This window comes from Arthrobacter sp. Soil764, from assembly GCF_001428075.1.
In the GTDB taxonomy this organism is placed as follows: Bacteria; Actinomycetota; Actinomycetes; order Actinomycetales; family Micrococcaceae; genus Arthrobacter.
On record NZ_LMSI01000012.1, the window covers coordinates 111093 to 126920 of the forward strand.

Here is a 15828-nt window from a genome sequence, read left to right on the forward strand (position 1 = left end):
ACGCCCGACGGCGGCCGGCACCTTTCGCACGAAAGGCGCCGGCCGCCGTCGTACTTTAAGCTTCGCCTCCCGGGACCAAAATAAATTTGCACTAATCTCATAATGATGCAAAACTTCACTCTGTGAAAGAAAGTGCAACGTCGGAGTCCGGGCTGAGGCAGCGCAAACGTGCCGCTACCCGGGGTGCCATCACGGCAACGGCCAGGGCGCTCACAGCCGAGCGTGGCCTCAACGGCTATACCGTGGAGGAAGTGTGCGAGGCCGCCGGCATTTCGCGACGCACTTTCTTCAACTACTTCCCCACCAAGGAAGACGCCATCATCGGCCACGCCGAGGACGACATCCCGGCCGATGTGATCGACGACTTCGTCGCCGGCGGCGCGGACTCCCCCGCCGGCGAAATCTCCCCCACGCTCTTCCGCGACCTCGTCCGGCTCTCCCTCCGCCTGGCAGAAGGCATGTCGGCCTCCGAAGAGGAAACCCGGCAGCTCATTGGCGTAGTCCACAAGGAACCCCAGCTGATCCTGCGGATCATCGGCGTGACGGAGCAGCGGGAAGCCCAGTTCGCCAGGGACGTCGCCCGCCGCGAAGGGCTGGCCCCGGACCACCCCGTGGTGCAAATGGCCGTGGTGCTGCTCAGCACCATCGCCCGTAAGAGCAGCGTGGCCTACTTCTCCGACGGCAACACCCGCAGCTATACCGACCTGCTGCTGGAGAACATCTCCGCAGCCAGCGTTCTTTTTTCCCAACCGTTCGATATTCCGGACACCACCGCCGCAAAAGGACAATCATGAGTACCGCCACCACCAGGACGGCCGCGGGGCCCCTGCTGCTCACGCAAAAACGCATCTGGATCATCTTCTCCGCCTTGATTGCGGGCATGCTCCTCTCCAGCCTGGACCAGACCATCGTCTCCACCGCCATGCCCACCATCGTGGGCAAACTGGGCGGCGTGGAACACCAGGCCTGGATCACCACTGCCTACCTGCTGGCCACCACCATCGTGATGCCCATCTACGGCAAGTTCGGTGACATCCTGGGCCGGCGCAACCTCTTCCTGGCGGCCATCGCACTCTTCACCCTGGCCTCCATTGGCTGCGCACTGGCCACCGACTTCTGGGGCTTCGTCATCTTCCGCGCCATCCAGGGACTCGGCGGCGGCGGGCTCATGATCCTTTCCCAGGCGATCATTGCCGACATCGTTCCCGCCAAGGAGCGCGGGAAATACATGGGCCCTTTGGGTGCCATCTTCGGCCTCTCCGCCGTGGCCGGACCGCTGCTGGGCGGCTTCTTCGTGGACCACCTCACCTGGGAGTGGGCCTTCTACATCAACATCCCGGTGGGGCTTGCAGCGTTCGCCATCGCCTGGTTCGCCCTGACCCTGCCCAACAAGAAGGCCGAAAAGCGGATCGACATCCTGGGCGTGGTGCTGCTGTCCGCCGCCACCACGTGCCTGATCTTCTTCACCGACTTTGGCGGCAAGAAGGATGAGGGCTGGGATTCACCCCTCACGTGGGCGTTTGGAGCCGGCCTGCTGGTTTCTGCGGCCGCATTCGTGATGGTGGAGCGCCGCGCCGAGGACCCCATCATTCCCCTGAGCCTGTTCCGGAACCGGATCTTTATCAATGCCACCGCCATCGGCTTCACCCTGGGCCTGGGCATGTTCTCCGCCATCGCGTTCGTCCCCACCTTCCTGCAGATGTCCTCCGGCACCTCCGCAGCCGAATCCGGCCTGCTGATGCTCCCGATGATGGCAGGCCTCATGGGCACGTCCATCTACTCCGGCATCCGGATCTCCAAGACCGGCAAGTACAAGATGTTTCCCATCCTGGGCGCCGTCCTCACCCTGGCGGCCATGCTGTGGATGACCACGCTCGCGGCCAGCACCCCCATCTGGGTCATCTGCGTCCAGCTGTTCGTCTTCGGAGCAGGCCTTGGGCTGATCATGCAGGTGGTGGTCCTGGTAGTCCAGAACTCGGTGCCGGCTGAACAGATCGGCACCGCCACCAGCACCAACAACTACTTCCGCGAAGTGGGCGCCGCCATGGGCGTGGCAGTGTTCGGCTCCATCTTCACCACCCGTCTTTCCGAGGCGCTGACCAACGCCTTCACGGGGGCAGGGGCTTCGGCCGAGCAGGCCGGACAGTCCACCCGGACCCTGGATCCGCAGGCGCTGAGCCAGCTCCCGGAACAGCTGCGGGACGCCATCGTGAACGCCTATGCCGATTCGCTGGCACCGGTGTTCTGGTACCTGCTGCCGTTCATCGCGGTGGCGCTGCTCCTGGCGGTCACGCTGAAGCAGATCCCGCTCTCCGATACCGCCGGAATGGTGGCACGCGGCGAGGCAGTGGGTGGAGAGGAAGCCGAGCGGCTGGCAGCCGGCCTGTCCGGCTCAGCTGCGCACGGGCACGGCGCCGCAGGTACCGGCGCCGCTGTGAAGGACGACGACGGCGAGCTGGTGTCGCCGGGCCGCTGACCGCCGTCGTCCGGCTGGCTTTTAGGGCTCGAAGTGGACGGCGGCGGAGGGCACCAGCGCCTGCCGGATACTGGTGAGGTGGCCGGGCATGAGGTCGGGTAGTTCATCCGGGCTGAACCAGCCAACTTCAAGGGATTCGTCGTCGTTGACCCTTGCCTCCCCGGAGACGTAGCGGCACAGGAACACAACGTCCAGGAATTCGCAGATGTCGCCGTTGGGGTAGGTGACTGGCCCAACGGCACCCACCGACACCACCCGCTCGGCCTCCGCCACGACGGCGGTTTCCTCGAAGATCTCCCGGACAAGGCCCCGGGCAGGCTGCTCCCCCGGGTCCAGCATGCCGCTGATGAGCGCCCATTGCCGGTTGTCTGCACGCTGGGCAAGCAGGATCCTGCCGGCGTCGTCGATCACGACACCCCGGACCCCGGGGACCCAGAGGGGATCGTTGCCGATCTTTTCGCGCAGCTTCAGGACGTATTCAGGTGCAGGCATACCGCCAGCCTACCGAACAGTCACCGAACAACCGGGATTGCTCAGGCGGGCAGCAGCATGGCGGCTGCGGCCCCGGCGAGCATGAACGGGCCAAATGGTATGGCCGACTTCAGGGTGCCCCGGCGGGCCGCCAGCAGGGCCAGGGACCACAGCCCGCCCAGCAGGAACGCCAGGAAGGTGCCCGCGAAGAGGTGCCCCCAGCTGAGGTAGCCAAGGTACATCCCGAGCACTCCTGCAAGCTTGACGTCGCCGAAGCCCATCCCGGGCGGGTAAATGAACCGCAGGACAAAATAGAACAGCCACAGGATTGCGGCCCCGGCCACCACGCGGAGGGCGGGGATGGCCAGGAGCCCGCCGGTGTTGCCAGCGGCCGGGACGGGACCGGCCCACGCAACCGCGGCCGCCGCCAGGAGGAGCACTCCGGCCACCGCATAGGAGGGGAAAACGATCCTGTTGGGCAGGAGGTGGTGCCGGACGTCGATGATGGTGAGCCGGACCGCCATCACGGCGAAGTAGAGGCAGGCAGCCAGTACCAGCCAGAACGCAAGCGGAGTGTGCTGCCAGAGTTCACCGAGTCGTCCAATCACCCCTCGGATGCTACTGGATCCACCATTCCGGCCGGAGCACCCGTGCGTAAAATGTGGATATGTCGACCTGGGACTCCCGGCGCCGGCCGGTTCCGGGCCCTCCTGGCGTCCCGGTGGACCTGGCCGCGATGTTCCGGAACCTCTGCCGGTCTTCCCCATGGAAGTGGCAGACGTTGCGCTTTGAGTACTGGGACCAGGCCTTTGCGTCGGCTCCCGCTCCCGGCGCACCGTTCGTCCGTGCGTGGCTGCGCCGTCCCGGGGCGCTCCGCCTTGAAAGCCCGGACGGCCGCGTCCTGCACAGCACCACAGGGATCAACGATTCCCGTGACGGCATCTACGTCAGCGCCACCCGCAAGTCCTGGCTCCTGCCCCCGCACCTCGTCACGCCCGTGTACGACGACGCCGGACTGGTGCGCCGCCGGCCCGAAGCCGCGTACGGAGAGCCCGGGTTCGGGAACGCACGATTTTCGGCCGCACTGGACCCGGTGGAGCTCGCAGGCAACGCCCCCGTGCCCATCGAGTTCCCTGGCACCAACGCCCTGGACATCCGGGACACCCGCTTCGCCGAGCATGAAGGCCGGCCCGTCCTGGAGGCGGCTGCAACTCCCAACCCCGCCTACCGCCCGGGTGATCCTGCCGCTCCCCTCTGCCTTCCCGGCCGTTCCCTCCTCCGGGTGGACACGGGCACCGGCGTCTGCGTGTCAAGTCAGTCCCTGGAGCAGGAAACAGAGGAGTATGGCCACTGGATCCGGATCCTCGCCGTGGACGAGTACATGCTCGACGACCTGTTCCTGGCCGAGTCCATGAATCTCACCGACGTCCGCCGCCACATCAGCTGGGACATCCCTGCCAAAGCGTGACAAGCCTGCCCGGCGCCCATCGGCTAGGCTTCGCGGATGACTACCCTGGGCTCCATCTGGCCGCTGTTCGACCTCACGCTGAGCACCCCGCGGCTGGAACTGCGCCCCATGACCGACCAGGACATTCCCGCGGCTGTGGCTGCGGCCCGCGGCGGAATCCACGACGCCGGCCGGAATCCGTTCAGCACTCCCTGGACGGAGCTGCCGGATGAGGAACTGGGTCCCAACATGGCCCGCTGGTACTGGCGCTGCCGCGCTGAATGCAGGCCCGAAAACTGGACACTGCTCCTCGGAATCTGGCACGAAGGCCGGTTCGTCGGCTGCCAGGATGTTGAGGCCAAAGACTTCGCGGCCCTACGGACAGTCAGCACCGGGTCCTGGCTCAAGAAGTCCGTCCAGGGCCACGGCCTGGGCACGGAGATGCGTGCCGCCGTCGTCCTTTGGGCCTTTGACTGGCTCCAGGCGGAAGTCGCCGAATCCGAGGCCGCTATCTGGAACAGCTCTTCCCTGGGCGTGTCCCGCTCCCTCGGCTACGAACTCAACGGCACCACGCGCAAGGCCTGGGGACCCAAAGCCGAAACAGTCCAGCACGTGCGCGTCACCCCGCAAACATTCAATCGCCCGGACTGGCAACTCCAGGTCAAAGGCCACGAAGCAGCAGCGAACTTCCTGAAGGTCACGTGATTGCCGCATCTTGGCTGAGTTCGCCAGGCCACGATTCTTCTCCGTCGCTTAGACACAACGCATAGGGCCACGTTCGGTCGCGGGCGACCTCAGGCGGCCGATGCGTTGCGATGCGCTCCTACGAGAAGAATCGCAGCCCGGCTTGCGCCTGTTCGTGCACCTAAGGCGCGCTTCGCACACGTCCGGTCCGGGTGCTTCGTGTAGGAGCGCATCGCCGACCAAAGCGTTGCGCAGGTCGCTCAGCGACCGAAGCAACGCGTCGGGAGGTGTCTAAGCGACGGCGAAGGACCCGGGGCGGACGAACCCGGCCGTTGCCACACACGAAAAGGGCCGTAGCCCGGCGAACCCGGCCACGGCCCTTTGCTTAGTTGATTTAGCCCTCGAGGAGTTCCGTGACGAGTGCTGCGATCGGTGAACGTTCCGAGCGGGTGAGGGTGACGTGGCCGAAGAGGGGGTGTCCCTTCAGGGTTTCGACGACAGCGGCGATTCCGTCGTGGCGTCCGACGCGCAGGTTGTCTCGCTGGGCGACGTCGTGGGTGAGCACGATCTTGGAGTTCTGGCCGATACGGCTCATGACGGTGAGGAGGACGTTCTTTTCGAGGGACTGGGCTTCATCCACGATCACGAAGGCATCGTGGAGGGAGCGTCCGCGGATGTGGGTGAGGGGCATGACCTCGAGCATGCCGCGGTCCATGACCTCCTCCACCACTTCCTGGCTGACCAGCGCCCCGAGGGTGTCGAACACGGCCTGCGCCCACGGGTTCATCTTCTCGGATTCGGAGCCCGGCAGGTAGCCAAGTTCCTGCCCGCCCACCGCATAGAGGGGCCGGAAGACGATCACTTTGCGGTGTTCGCGGCGTTCCAGCACGGCTTCAAGGCCGGCGCACAAGGCGAGCGCCGACTTGCCGGTGCCTGCGCGGCCGCCAATGGAGACGATGCCGACGGCGGGATCCATCAACATGTCAATGGCCAGCCGCTGCTCCGCGGACCGGCCATGGAGGCCGAACACGTCGCGGTCGCCCTTGACCAGGCGCACCTGCTTGTCCGCGCCCACCCGGCCCAGCGCGGAGCCGCGGTTGGACAGCAGGACCAGCCCGGTGTTGACGGGCAGTTCGGCCGCCGCCGGGATATAGGCGGGTTCGTGGCCGTACAGGGTGGCTATGTCCTGTTCATCGGCTTCGATCTCGGCAACGCCCGTCCACCCGGAATCCTTGACCAGTTCGTTGCGGTACTCGTCGGCAGTGAGGCCCATGGCGGAGGCTTTGACCCGCATGGGCAAGTCCTTGGACACGACGGTGACGTTGCGTCCTTCGTTGGCCAGGTTCTTGGCGACGGCGAGGATGCGGCTGTCGTTGTCCCCGCTGCGGAAACCCAAGGGCAGCACCTCGGAGGAGATGTGGTTGAGTTCCACCATCAGGGTGCCGCCCTCGTCACCAATGGGGAGGGGCCGGTTCAGGCCGCCGTGCTTGACCCGGAGATCGTCCAGGAGCCGCAGGGCCTTCCGTGCGAAGTAGCCAAGTTCGGGGTCGTGCCGCTTGGCTTCGAGTTCGGTGATGACCACGACGGGAACCACTACCTCATGCTCAGCGAACCGCAGGAGCGCGCGCGGATCGGAGAGGAGGACTGAGGTGTCAATGACGAAGGTGTGGATGTCGGCTTCCCTTCCGGAGACAGCAAAACCGGCCGCAGCATCAGTTGCTGCGCCGGCTTCAGAGGTAGCTCGCTCGGCGCGAGAGGTAGCTTTTCCGCCCTGTCCAAACAGGACCTCGGGCAGTTGTTCAGAAGTAGCCACATCGACTCCAGCCCCGGGCGCCAGCCCGGAATTGTTATTGGTGAGGCGGCTCGGCCAGGAGGCCGGGTCCGGCCTCCCATACAACCGGTGCGATGTTTCGCTCCATGTACTGGCCTCCCCGATCAGCCGGCGGTTTTGCCTGCTGATGGATATAACGTAAATCCACTCAGGGTAATTTCCGCAACCATTACCCGGCGATTTCCCTTGCAGGTGTATGAACTCGTTATGAACCGGGGGTTTCAGGTGCCAAAGCGGCGCTGGCGGCCGGCGTAGTCCCGCAGGGCACGGAGGAAATCCACCTTGCGGAACGCGGGCCACAGGGCCTCGCAGAAGTAGAACTCGCTGTAGGCGCTCTGCCACATAAGGAAGCCTGACAGGCGCTGCTCCCCTGATGTCCTGATCACCAGGTCCGGGTCCGGCTGGCCGCGGGTGTACAGGAAGCGTGAGATGTCGTCGACGCAGAGGTCGTCGGCAAGCTGGGAGATGTCCATGCCCTTGGCGACGGCGTCGTGGAGGAGCTCCCGGACGGCATCGACGATCTCCCGGCGGCCCCCGTAGCCCACTGCCACGTTGACGTGGATCTTTTCGCGGACGGGGGTGCGGGCGGTGAGCTTGTTGAGGCGTTCGGCCAGGTAGTCCGGGAGCAGTTCAGGCGCACCCATGGCATGGACGGATATGTTCGCGTCTTCGTCCAACCGGTCCAAGGTGTTGGCGATGATGCCCATCAGGAGGTCCAGTTCCTCGCTGGAGCGGTTCATGTTGTCCGTGGACAGCATGTAGAGGGTCACTACCTTGACGCCCAGTTCCTGGCACCAGCCGAGGAATTCGTGGATTTTGTCCGCACCGGCCTGGTGGCCCTGGCTGGTGGGTGCATTGAATTGCTTAGCCCACCGCCGGTTGCCGTCTACCATGACGCCGATATGCCGGGGAATCCGGTCGCGTGGAAGATCCTTGAGCAGCCGGCGTTCGTAATAGCCATAGAGGAACCCGGGCAACTCCACGCGTCCACTCACCTGACTTTCCTGCCGTACGTACATCCACATCCTAGGCTACCGCCCGGGCCGGAATGGGAACGCCAGCACTGGAGGGGACCCATCCCGATTGTTACTGACCAGTAACTTACCGGTCCGTAAGTTATTCTGGTGCCATGAACAGCGACTCTCCGCATGCCTTCCGGGGGCCCCAGCCGGAGGACCCCAACACAGGCGCTGAAACAGAAACCAGCGCCGTGGATGAGGCCGCCGTCCGACTGGCGGAACTCCTGATGATCAAGCCGAAGTGGCGCGGCTGGATCCACACGGTCACCGCCCCGCTGGCCCTTGCCGCCGGCATCGTCCTGGTTGTCCTTGCCCCCACGGCGGACCGCAGGATTACTTCCGCCATCTACGCTGCCACCGGCGTTTTGCTGTTCGGTGTCAGCGCCGTCTACCACCGCGGCAACTGGTCCCCACGGGTCAAGCTCGTCCTGAAACGGCTGGACCACACCAACATCATGCTGGTGATCGCCGGCACCTACACGCCGCTGGCATGGACGCTTCTCGAACGCGGGCAGGCGGTGGTTCTCCTGTGGGTCATCTGGGCCGGAGCCATCCTCGGCGTGCTGTTCCGGCTGCTGTGGACTGACGCGCCCCGCTGGCTCTATGTGCCCATCTACATCGCACTGGGCTGCGGCGCGCTGTTCTACCTGCCGCAGTTCTTCCAGGCCAGTCCGCCATCAGCCGTGCTGATCTGCCTGGGCGGCGCCCTCTACATTACGGGCGCCATTTTCTACGCCCTGAAAAAGCCGAACTTCAGCTATCACCACTTCGGTTTCCATGAACTGTTCCACGCGTTCACCGTATTCGCGTTCGCTGCCCACTTCGCGGCGATCGCCATGGCGGTCCTTGGCTAAAGCCCGTCACAGCGTGGGGCTGGCATAGCCACCAAAAGATTTCTACCTGCGCGGCCGCGGGTGTCCGTTGCCGGCCCCGTCCCCTTCGGAATCGCCAACTCCCGGGTGCGTGCCGCCGTCGAGCCCATCCTGGGCATCCGCAGCATCAACGTCTGCAGCAGCGGCGGCCGCCAGGCGCTCTTCCTCCACCTGGGCCCGGTAGCGCACCCTGCGGATGCGCCGCACCATGTCCACGATGAGCAGGGCGGTTGCCACCACGAAGAAAGCCGTCATGATGAACCCCAGCAGGCCCGGTGTCACCTGGTCCTCCGAAATCCCCTCCCGCAACGTCGGAGTCGGCAGCGGTGACGGCGTGGTGGCGAGGCGGAGGAGCAGAGATTGCACGGTTGTTACCTTCTGGTGGAACGGATGAAGCAGGAAGCGGACGGGACCGGCCGTCGCCGCACCTATCTTCTACGCAAGATAGAAATAGCCTGCCGTGTCTATCTTAGCCCGGCGAACAGGTCCTTCTCGGGGAGTTCGGAGGGCACCCTGGAATGGATCAGCGAATAGTCCTCCCAAGGCCAGACCCGGCGCTGCATGTCGGGCGAAACGGCGAAGAAGAACCCCAGCGGGTCTACTTGGGTCCGGTGGGCACGCAGGGCGTCGTCGCGCACTTCGAAATAGTCACCGCAGTCAATCTGGGTGGTGGTGGCATGCGCGGCCGGCGGCGGAGTGTGCCCCTCTGCATCGGACTCCAGCCATGCGGCCAGGCGTTCTGCGTAGGGTGACTGCAGCCCCGCCTCTTCCAGTGCAAAGTGCAGCGCCCGGAACCGCTCGGGGCTGAAGGCGCGGTCGTAGTAGAGCTTGCCCGGCTCCCACGGCTCCCCTGCCTCCGGGTAGCGTTCGGCATCGCCTGCGGCTTCGAAAGCCTCCACGGCCACCCGGTGGGCCATGATGTGGTCCGGGTGGGGGTAGCCGCCGTTTTCGTCGTAGCTAAGGATGACGTGGGGCTTGAAGGAACGCACCAGCCGTACCAGGGGCGCCGCGGCCTGGTGCAGGGGAAGGGTGGCGAAGGATCCCGCCGGGAGGGGCGGGAGCGGGTCCCCTTCGGGAAGGCCCGAGTCGACAAATCCGAGCCACCGCTGGCGGATGCCGAGGATGGCGGCCGCGCGCTGCATCTCCAGCCTCCGCGCACCGGCCATATCCCGCTTGGGGTGCGGCTCCCCCTCCACCGCCGGATTCTGGATATCGCCGCGGGATCCGTCCGTGCAGGTGGCCACGAGGACATCCACGCCGGCAGCTGCATACATGGCCATGGTCGCAGCGCCCTTGCTGGATTCGTCATCCGGGTGGGCGTGGACTGCGAGCAGCCGGAGCGGCACCTGGTTGTTGCTGGACGCTGTCATGGAGGGGACGGCTCCTTATTCTTCTTTGCACGGCTTTGGCAGCTTGTGGATGTTGTTGCGGGTGCGCTGCCTCACCGGCAGCTGCAGCCACCGCAAAGAGCAGGCGGAAAGGGAACTAAACTGGTCTGGTGACTTCCCCGGACCAGCCGGCCCAATCCGCGCCCGCAGACACTAGCCTAGCCAATCGGTATGGTGCTAAAAAGCGCCGGCTCTCCCCTACCGCCGCCCGGGTTGCGGTCGGCCTGGCACTTACTGCGGGAATCGGCTTCCTTGCGTGGGTGACCACTTCGAACTCGCTCTCCGGAGTGACGTTCAAGGACGTGGGTTACAGCACCACCGATGCCACGGTCGCGGAGGTGGACTTCCAGGTGACGCGCGAACCGGGCAAGCCCGTCAAATGCGCCGTAAAGGCACTGGATTCGAAGTTTGCAGTCGTGGGCTGGAAAGTGGTGGACATCCCGCCGTCGGCAGCGGATGGAACGGCCGACGGCGGCAGGACGGTGGCTCAGCGCGTTACCTTGCGCACGGAGTCGGAGTCCGTATCGGGTGTGGTGGACAGCTGCTGGATTCCCGGCGGGACGTCCTAATGGGTGTGATGTGGGACGCTTCCGTGTTGGGTTATCTCCAGAGGATTGACTACAATAGGGAGATACCTTTACCCCGCTGAGCTGGTTACTGTTCCACAAGTGGCCACCGTGGCGGGGTCTTTTGCATGTAGGACCACTAGAGGAGAAGTCCGTGTCTACCACCAACAGCGCATCTGCAGCCTGGCTCACCCAGGAAGCTTTTGACCGCCTGAAGGCAGAGCTGGACCACCTTTCCGGCGCAGGCCGGGCGGAGATCGTCCAGAAGATTGAAGCAGCGCGGCAAGAGGGGGACCTCAAGGAGAACGGGGGCTACCACGCAGCCAAGGAGGAGCAGGGCAAAATTGAAGCCCGCATCCGCCAGCTGACGGTGCTGCTCCGTGACGCCCACGTGGGGGAATCGCCTGCCGATGACGGCATCGTGGAGCCCGGCATGATTGTCGTAGCCAGGATCGCCGGCGACGAGGAGACCTTCCTGCTGGGTTCACGCGAAATTGCGGGCGACTCGGACCTGGATGTCTTCAGCGAAAAGTCACCGCTTGGTGCCGCCATCCTGGGCCACAAGGAGGGCGAGACCCTCAGCTACGCAGCGCCGAACGGCAAGGACATTAAGGTGGAGATCCTCTCCGCAAAGCCCTACGCACCCTAGCTCAGCAGCGCCGGCCCCAAAGCAGCCAGCGCAAAAGCAGAACGCGGCGGCCGTCCCCCAGGGGAATGGCCGCCGCTTCCGTTTAATGTCCTTCTGCCGGTTTGCGCCACCCGGGCGCTAAAACTGCCGCGGCGTAGCGGGACCGCGCGGACGCAGCAGCAGAGCCGCCACCACGCCGCCCACGGCGCCGCCAAGGTGGGCCTGCCAGCTCACGTAGCCGGCCACAAACGGCAGGGCGCCCAGGAGGATGCTCCCGTAGCCCATGAAGAGGACCACGGCGAGCAGGATCTGCCGCCAGCTGTGGTTGAAGAAACCCCTGACCAGCAGGAACGCAAAAAGCCCGAAGACCAGCCCTGACGCGCCCACGGTGACACCGTTTCCGATGAGCCATACCGTCAGCCCGCTGCCGAGCCAGCTGAAGGCCAGGGCTGTGAGGAACACGCGCAGCCCGGAGAGAAACACCAGGAAGCCGAAGATGACCAGGGGCAGGCTGTTGGAGAGCAGATGGCCCAGGTTTGCGTGCAGGAGCGGGAAGGTAAAGATGTCCAGCAGCCCGTCGGCACTCCTGGGCCGCAGGCCGAAGGTTCGGGTGAGGGCCCCCATCATCAGGGTGTTGACCACTTCGATGGCGAACAGCAGGGCCACAAAACCACCCAGCACCACCAGCCCGCCCTTGGCACGGGAGGCGATGGCCTGCCGCTCGGGGACCCGCCCGTTACCCATCAGTCCGGCCACGGCCGCTCCTAATGCACAACAATCGGCTGGAAGCCCTCGGCACGGAGTGCGCTGAGGACCTGCTCCCCGTGCTGGTGGCCCTTGGTTTCCAGGTTGACGGTGATGGAGACGTCACCCATGCTGATGGAACCTCCCACGCGGGTGTGGTCCAGGCCGGTGACGTTGGCATCGTTTTCAGCAATGATCCGGGCAATGGTTGCCAGCGAGCCGGGGCGGTCATCGAGCATCATCCGCACCGTCATGTAGCGGCCGGCAGCGGAGAGGCCGCGCTGGATCACCTTCAGCATGAGCATGGGGTCGATATTGCCGCCGGAGAGCACCGCCACGGTGGTTCCCGGGTTCTCGATCTTGCCGTCCATGAGCGCGGCGACACCCACCGCACCGGCGGGTTCAACCACCATCTTGGCCCGTTCCAGCAGGAAGATCAGGGCACGGGCCAGGGAGTCCTCGCTGACGGTGACAACATCGTCCACCAGTTCACGGATGATGCTGAACGGCAGCTGCCCGGGGCGCCCCACGGCAATGCCGTCCGCCATGGTGGAGACCTTCTTCAACGGCACCAGTGCATCGGCTGCTAGCGAAGGCGGGTAGGCGGCAGCGTTCTCCGCCTGTACCCCGATGATACGGATCTCCCGGCCAAGTTCCCTGGCACGGGCCTTGATGGCGACGGCGACCCCAGCCAGGAGCCCCCCGCCGCCCACGCCCATGAGGATCGTGTCAACGTTGGGAACCTGCTCCAGGATCTCCAGGCCCACAGTGCCCTGGCCGGCCACCACGTCCACATTGTCGAAGGGATGGACGAAGACCATGCCGGTTTCGTTGCTGTAACGCTGGGCTTCGGCGAGCGCCTCGTCCACGTTGTGCCCGTGCAGGACCACTTCGGCACCATGGCTGCGGGTGGCGGCGAGTTTGGGCAGTGCCACGCCCAGCGGCATGTAGATCCGGGCCTTGATGCCCAGGCTCTTGGCGGCTACGGCAACGCCCTGGGCATGGTTGCCGGCGGAGGCTGCCACCACTCCCCTCTTTTTCTCGTCAGGGGAGAGCCGCGCCATCCGGACGTAGGCGCCGCGAACCTTGAACGAGCCCGCACGCTGCAGGTTTTCGCATTTGAAATAGACATCGCCGCCTACCATGCCCCCCAGCGCCCGCGACGATTCCACGGGAGTGCGCGCAATAATCCCGTCAAGCAGCTTCTGCGCCTCAAGGACATCGTCCAGTGTGACGGGAAGGGTTTCAAGGATCTTCACGGACTACTCTCCTCTGGGTTCTGCTCCGGTGCCTTCCGGGGAGGAAGCGCGGGCATCACGGTGTTCGGCGGGGGTGCCGGACGCCGTGTCCCGCCCCGAACTTGGTGCAGACGGCGGTTCAACGTCCTTGATGGTGTTGTCCCCGCCTGCTCCGGCCGTGATGGGCTTCCCGGCGATTACCGGCACCTGTTCATGTTCCCACGTTCTGGCGGCGATGTAGCGAACAGCCGAGTTTGCTACGGCCAGGATGGGTACGGAGAACAGCGCTCCGGGGATCCCGGCGAGGTAGGACCCCGCCGCAACGCTGAGGATCACTGCCACCGGATGCAGCGAAACTGCCTTGCCCATGACCAGCGGCTGCAGGATGTGGCCTTCGAGCTGCTGGACCAGCAGGACGATGGCCAGCATGATCAGCGCGTTGATGGGGCCGTTTGCCACCAGGGCCAGCAGAATGGCGACGATGCCGGTCAAAAGCGCACCCACCACGGGGATGAAGGAGCCGAGGAAAACCAGCACGCCCAGGGGAAGCGCAAGCGGGACACCGATGATGGCGGCACCCACGCCGATGCCAAGCGCGTCGACAGCCGCGACAAACATCTGGATGCGGGCGTAGCTGACCATGGACGCCCAGCCCTTGCGGCCCGCACCGAACGTCGCGGCGCGGGCCTTCCGGGGAAGCATCCTGACCAGGAACGCCCAGATCCGGTCACCTTCCAGGAGGAAGAAGATGAGGATGAACAGCGAGAGGAGCATTCCGGCGGCGAAGTGGCCGGCGGTGCTGCCGAAGGACAGGGCACCGCTGAGGATGCTGCTGCTGTTGTTCTGCAGCGCGTCGGTGGCTTCCTTGATGTACTGGTCGATCTGGGCGGCGGTCAGGTGCAGGGGGCCGGCTGACAGCCAGTCCTGGACCTGCCGCACGCCTTCGAGCGCCTGGGAGTAGAGCTCGCCGAAACCAACCACGAGTTGCCTGCCCACCAGGGCCAGCGCGCCGACGATGACACCGATGAACCCAAGGACTGTCACGGCAACAGCGAGGCCTGCAGGCAGTCCGCGCCGCTTCAGCCACGCCGTGACCGGGCTCAGGAGACCGGCAAGGAGGGCGGCCACCATGACCGGGATGATCAGGAGGGTGATGTGGCTGAGCAGCCAGACAAGCGTCCCCACCATCAGGAGGATCAGGCCCAGCCGCCATGACCATGAAGCGGCGATGCGGATGCCGTACGGTATGTCCTTGTCCAGTTCACGGTCCGTCAGGACCCGCAGCGGCGCAGCAGGTGCCGGCGCGGGTAGGGGGTCCGGGTGGGCCAGGGTAACGTCGTCCTCTTTTGGCGTCATATGCCAATACTTCCGCAGCGGTGGCCCAATGGGAAACTACTGCACTGCCGTGCCGGGCTTGTAGTCGATGCCCCATTCCATGCTGAAGGACTCCCCCGGCGGCAGCCACCGCAGGCCGTCGCCGGAGTTGAATGCATTCGCAGGGCCCGTCATGGGTTCCACTGCCACTGCCCGGCTCCGGTCAGGGTAGACCGTGCTCACGTAGACGTGGACGTACCGGCAGGCCTCGTCCTGCCAGAGCGATACCTCGCTGCCGTCGGCGGCTGCGAGGGTGTGGCGGGCTGCGCCGTCCTCGAAGCGGAGGTCCGTCAGGGCAACGTCCACTGCCAGGTCCGCTATGTGCCTGCCCGAACGAAAGTCGACATCCCCGTCGACAGGGGCGGAGCTGCGCGGAATCAGCCGCTCATCAGTCACCAGCCGGGTGGCGGCGGAAACGGTCAGCTGCAATTCCTCAACCGGAGTGTCGCCAAGCCGCAGGTAGGGGTGGGCGCCGAGGACAAACGGGGCGGCTGCCGCGGAGTCATTGGTGAGCCTTTGCCTGACGCGCAGTCCCAGGTCTTCGGAAATCCGGTACTCCACCCTGTGCCGGACCAGGAAAGGGTAGCCGTGCTGCGGAAAAACGGTCGCTTCCAGGGCCACGGCCTCCGGGGACTCCGCCAGCACCGCGTAGCCGGTGTTTCGCAGCAGGCCGTGGCTGGCATTGTTGCGGGACACCTCGGTGATGTCCAGCTGCTGCTTCCTGCCATCCAGGAACCAAACGCCGTCCTCCACCCTGTTGGCCCAGGGCGCCAACGTTATGCCAGCCCCGCCGGGAGCGATCTGGTCATCGCCGTAGGTTTCGGTCAGCTGGATCCCGCCCCGGCTGAACGAGCGGAGCCCCGCGGCCAGCTCGGTGACCACGGCCACGGCGTCGCCCCGGCGGAGTTCATGTTGCCGGCCCGTAGCGCAGGAGCGGATGGATGAGCGGGTGGACGTTCCGTCGTTGGAAGAGGCTGTCATGGGCATTACGGTACATGCCGCTGCCGGAATCGGGCAGCGCCCTGCCACCTGCTCTGTTACTTTTTGTTGTTAACTATTCATTCTTGATCGTTTATGCGAAACTTTCTAC

Annotated in this window: 17 protein-coding genes; 7 read left to right on the plus strand and 10 right to left on the minus strand. The window is 65.3% G+C overall.

The genetic code is table 11. The annotated features are described in order from the left end of the window. The first annotated feature begins 122 nt into the window (after window positions 1–122). Both ASG86_RS08075 and ASG86_RS08080 read left to right on the plus strand, forming a co-directional pair. Window positions 123–794, plus strand: coding sequence for a TetR/AcrR family transcriptional regulator (locus ASG86_RS08075; RefSeq protein WP_056332342.1), 672 nt, complete (start codon window positions 123–125; stop codon window positions 792–794). After that, window positions 791–2476, plus strand: coding sequence for an MDR family MFS transporter (locus ASG86_RS08080; RefSeq protein WP_056332344.1), 1686 nt, complete (start codon window positions 791–793; stop codon window positions 2474–2476). Before ASG86_RS08075 ends, ASG86_RS08080 begins: the two co-directional genes overlap by 4 nt. 21 nt (window positions 2477–2497) lie before the next feature. Here ASG86_RS08080 and ASG86_RS08085 read toward each other — a convergent pair whose 3' ends face one another. After that, window positions 2498–2968, minus strand: coding sequence for an NUDIX hydrolase (locus ASG86_RS08085; protein ID WP_056332346.1), 471 nt, complete (start codon window positions 2966–2968; stop codon window positions 2498–2500). A gap of 41 nt (window positions 2969–3009) precedes the next feature. Then, complete coding sequence (locus tag ASG86_RS08090; RefSeq protein WP_056332348.1) at window positions 3010–3555, minus strand: prepilin peptidase; 546 nt, start codon at window positions 3553–3555, stop codon at window positions 3010–3012. A 59-nt stretch (window positions 3556–3614) separates the two neighbouring features. Between ASG86_RS08090 and ASG86_RS08095 the strand changes: the two genes are divergently transcribed. Further along, the gene (locus ASG86_RS08095) at window positions 3615–4415 is read left to right on the plus strand and encodes a hypothetical protein (protein WP_056332350.1); all 801 of its coding nucleotides are present in this window, start codon (window positions 3615–3617) and stop codon (window positions 4413–4415) included. 36 nt (window positions 4416–4451) lie between these two features. Then, window positions 4452–5099, plus strand: coding sequence for a GNAT family N-acetyltransferase (locus tag ASG86_RS08100; RefSeq protein WP_056332351.1), 648 nt, complete (start codon window positions 4452–4454; stop codon window positions 5097–5099). A gap of 373 nt (window positions 5100–5472) precedes the next feature. Here ASG86_RS08100 and ASG86_RS08105 read toward each other — a convergent pair whose 3' ends face one another. Together ASG86_RS08105 and ASG86_RS08110 are read right to left on the minus strand one after the other, a co-directional pair. Then, entirely contained in the window at window positions 5473–6891 is a 1419-nt protein-coding gene (locus ASG86_RS08105; RefSeq protein WP_056332353.1) for a PhoH family protein, read from the minus strand. Between the two features lie 239 nt (window positions 6892–7130). Continuing rightward, a complete protein-coding gene (locus ASG86_RS08110) occupies window positions 7131–7892 on the minus strand; it encodes an isoprenyl transferase (protein WP_056332355.1) in 762 nt (253 codons plus the stop codon). A gap of 146 nt (window positions 7893–8038) precedes the next feature. Here ASG86_RS08110 and trhA point away from each other — a divergent pair, with 146 nt between their 5' ends. Then, window positions 8039–8782, plus strand: a complete 744-nt coding sequence (trhA, locus tag ASG86_RS08115) for a PAQR family membrane homeostasis protein TrhA (protein ID WP_442854293.1) — start codon at window positions 8039–8041, stop codon at window positions 8780–8782. Window positions 8783–8824: 42 nt separating this feature from the next. On the opposite strand, the gene ASG86_RS08120 is transcribed toward trhA, so the two are convergent. Both ASG86_RS08120 and mca read right to left on the minus strand, forming a co-directional pair. Next, entirely contained in the window at window positions 8825–9166 is a 342-nt protein-coding gene (locus ASG86_RS08120; protein WP_056332358.1) for a hypothetical protein, read from the minus strand. Window positions 9167–9264: 98 nt separating this feature from the next. Then, the gene (gene mca / locus ASG86_RS08125; protein WP_056332360.1) at window positions 9265–10170 is read right to left on the minus strand and encodes a mycothiol conjugate amidase Mca; all 906 of its coding nucleotides are present in this window, start codon (window positions 10168–10170) and stop codon (window positions 9265–9267) included. 128 nt (window positions 10171–10298) lie between these two features. Between mca and ASG86_RS08130 the strand changes: the two genes are divergently transcribed. After that, window positions 10299–10757 carry a DUF4307 domain-containing protein gene (locus tag ASG86_RS08130; RefSeq protein WP_056332362.1) on the plus strand — a complete coding sequence of 153 codons (459 nt, stop codon included), beginning with the start codon at window positions 10299–10301 and terminating at the stop codon, window positions 10755–10757. A 151-nt stretch (window positions 10758–10908) separates the two neighbouring features. Beyond that, window positions 10909–11403: a transcription elongation factor GreA gene (greA, locus tag ASG86_RS08135; protein ID WP_056332365.1), complete on the plus strand. Its 495-nt coding sequence runs from the start codon at window positions 10909–10911 to the stop codon at window positions 11401–11403. 117 nt (window positions 11404–11520) lie between these two features. Here greA and ASG86_RS08140 read toward each other — a convergent pair whose 3' ends face one another. From ASG86_RS08140 to ASG86_RS08155, 4 genes are read right to left on the minus strand one after another with little or no spacing between them, the layout of a single operon-like run. Continuing rightward, complete coding sequence (locus tag ASG86_RS08140; protein ID WP_056332367.1) at window positions 11521–12138, minus strand: rhomboid family intramembrane serine protease; 618 nt, start codon at window positions 12136–12138, stop codon at window positions 11521–11523. Between the two features lie 8 nt (window positions 12139–12146). Beyond that, entirely contained in the window at window positions 12147–13385 is a 1239-nt protein-coding gene (gene ilvA, locus ASG86_RS08145) for a threonine ammonia-lyase (RefSeq protein ID WP_056332369.1), read from the minus strand. Between the two features lie 3 nt (window positions 13386–13388). Then, complete coding sequence (locus tag ASG86_RS08150; protein WP_056332371.1) at window positions 13389–14720, minus strand: AI-2E family transporter; 1332 nt, start codon at window positions 14718–14720, stop codon at window positions 13389–13391. A gap of 36 nt (window positions 14721–14756) precedes the next feature. Continuing rightward, window positions 14757–15719 carry an aldose 1-epimerase family protein gene (locus ASG86_RS08155; protein ID WP_082566731.1) on the minus strand — a complete coding sequence of 321 codons (963 nt, stop codon included), beginning with the start codon at window positions 15717–15719 and terminating at the stop codon, window positions 14757–14759. Window positions 15720–15828: the final 109 nt, after the last annotated feature.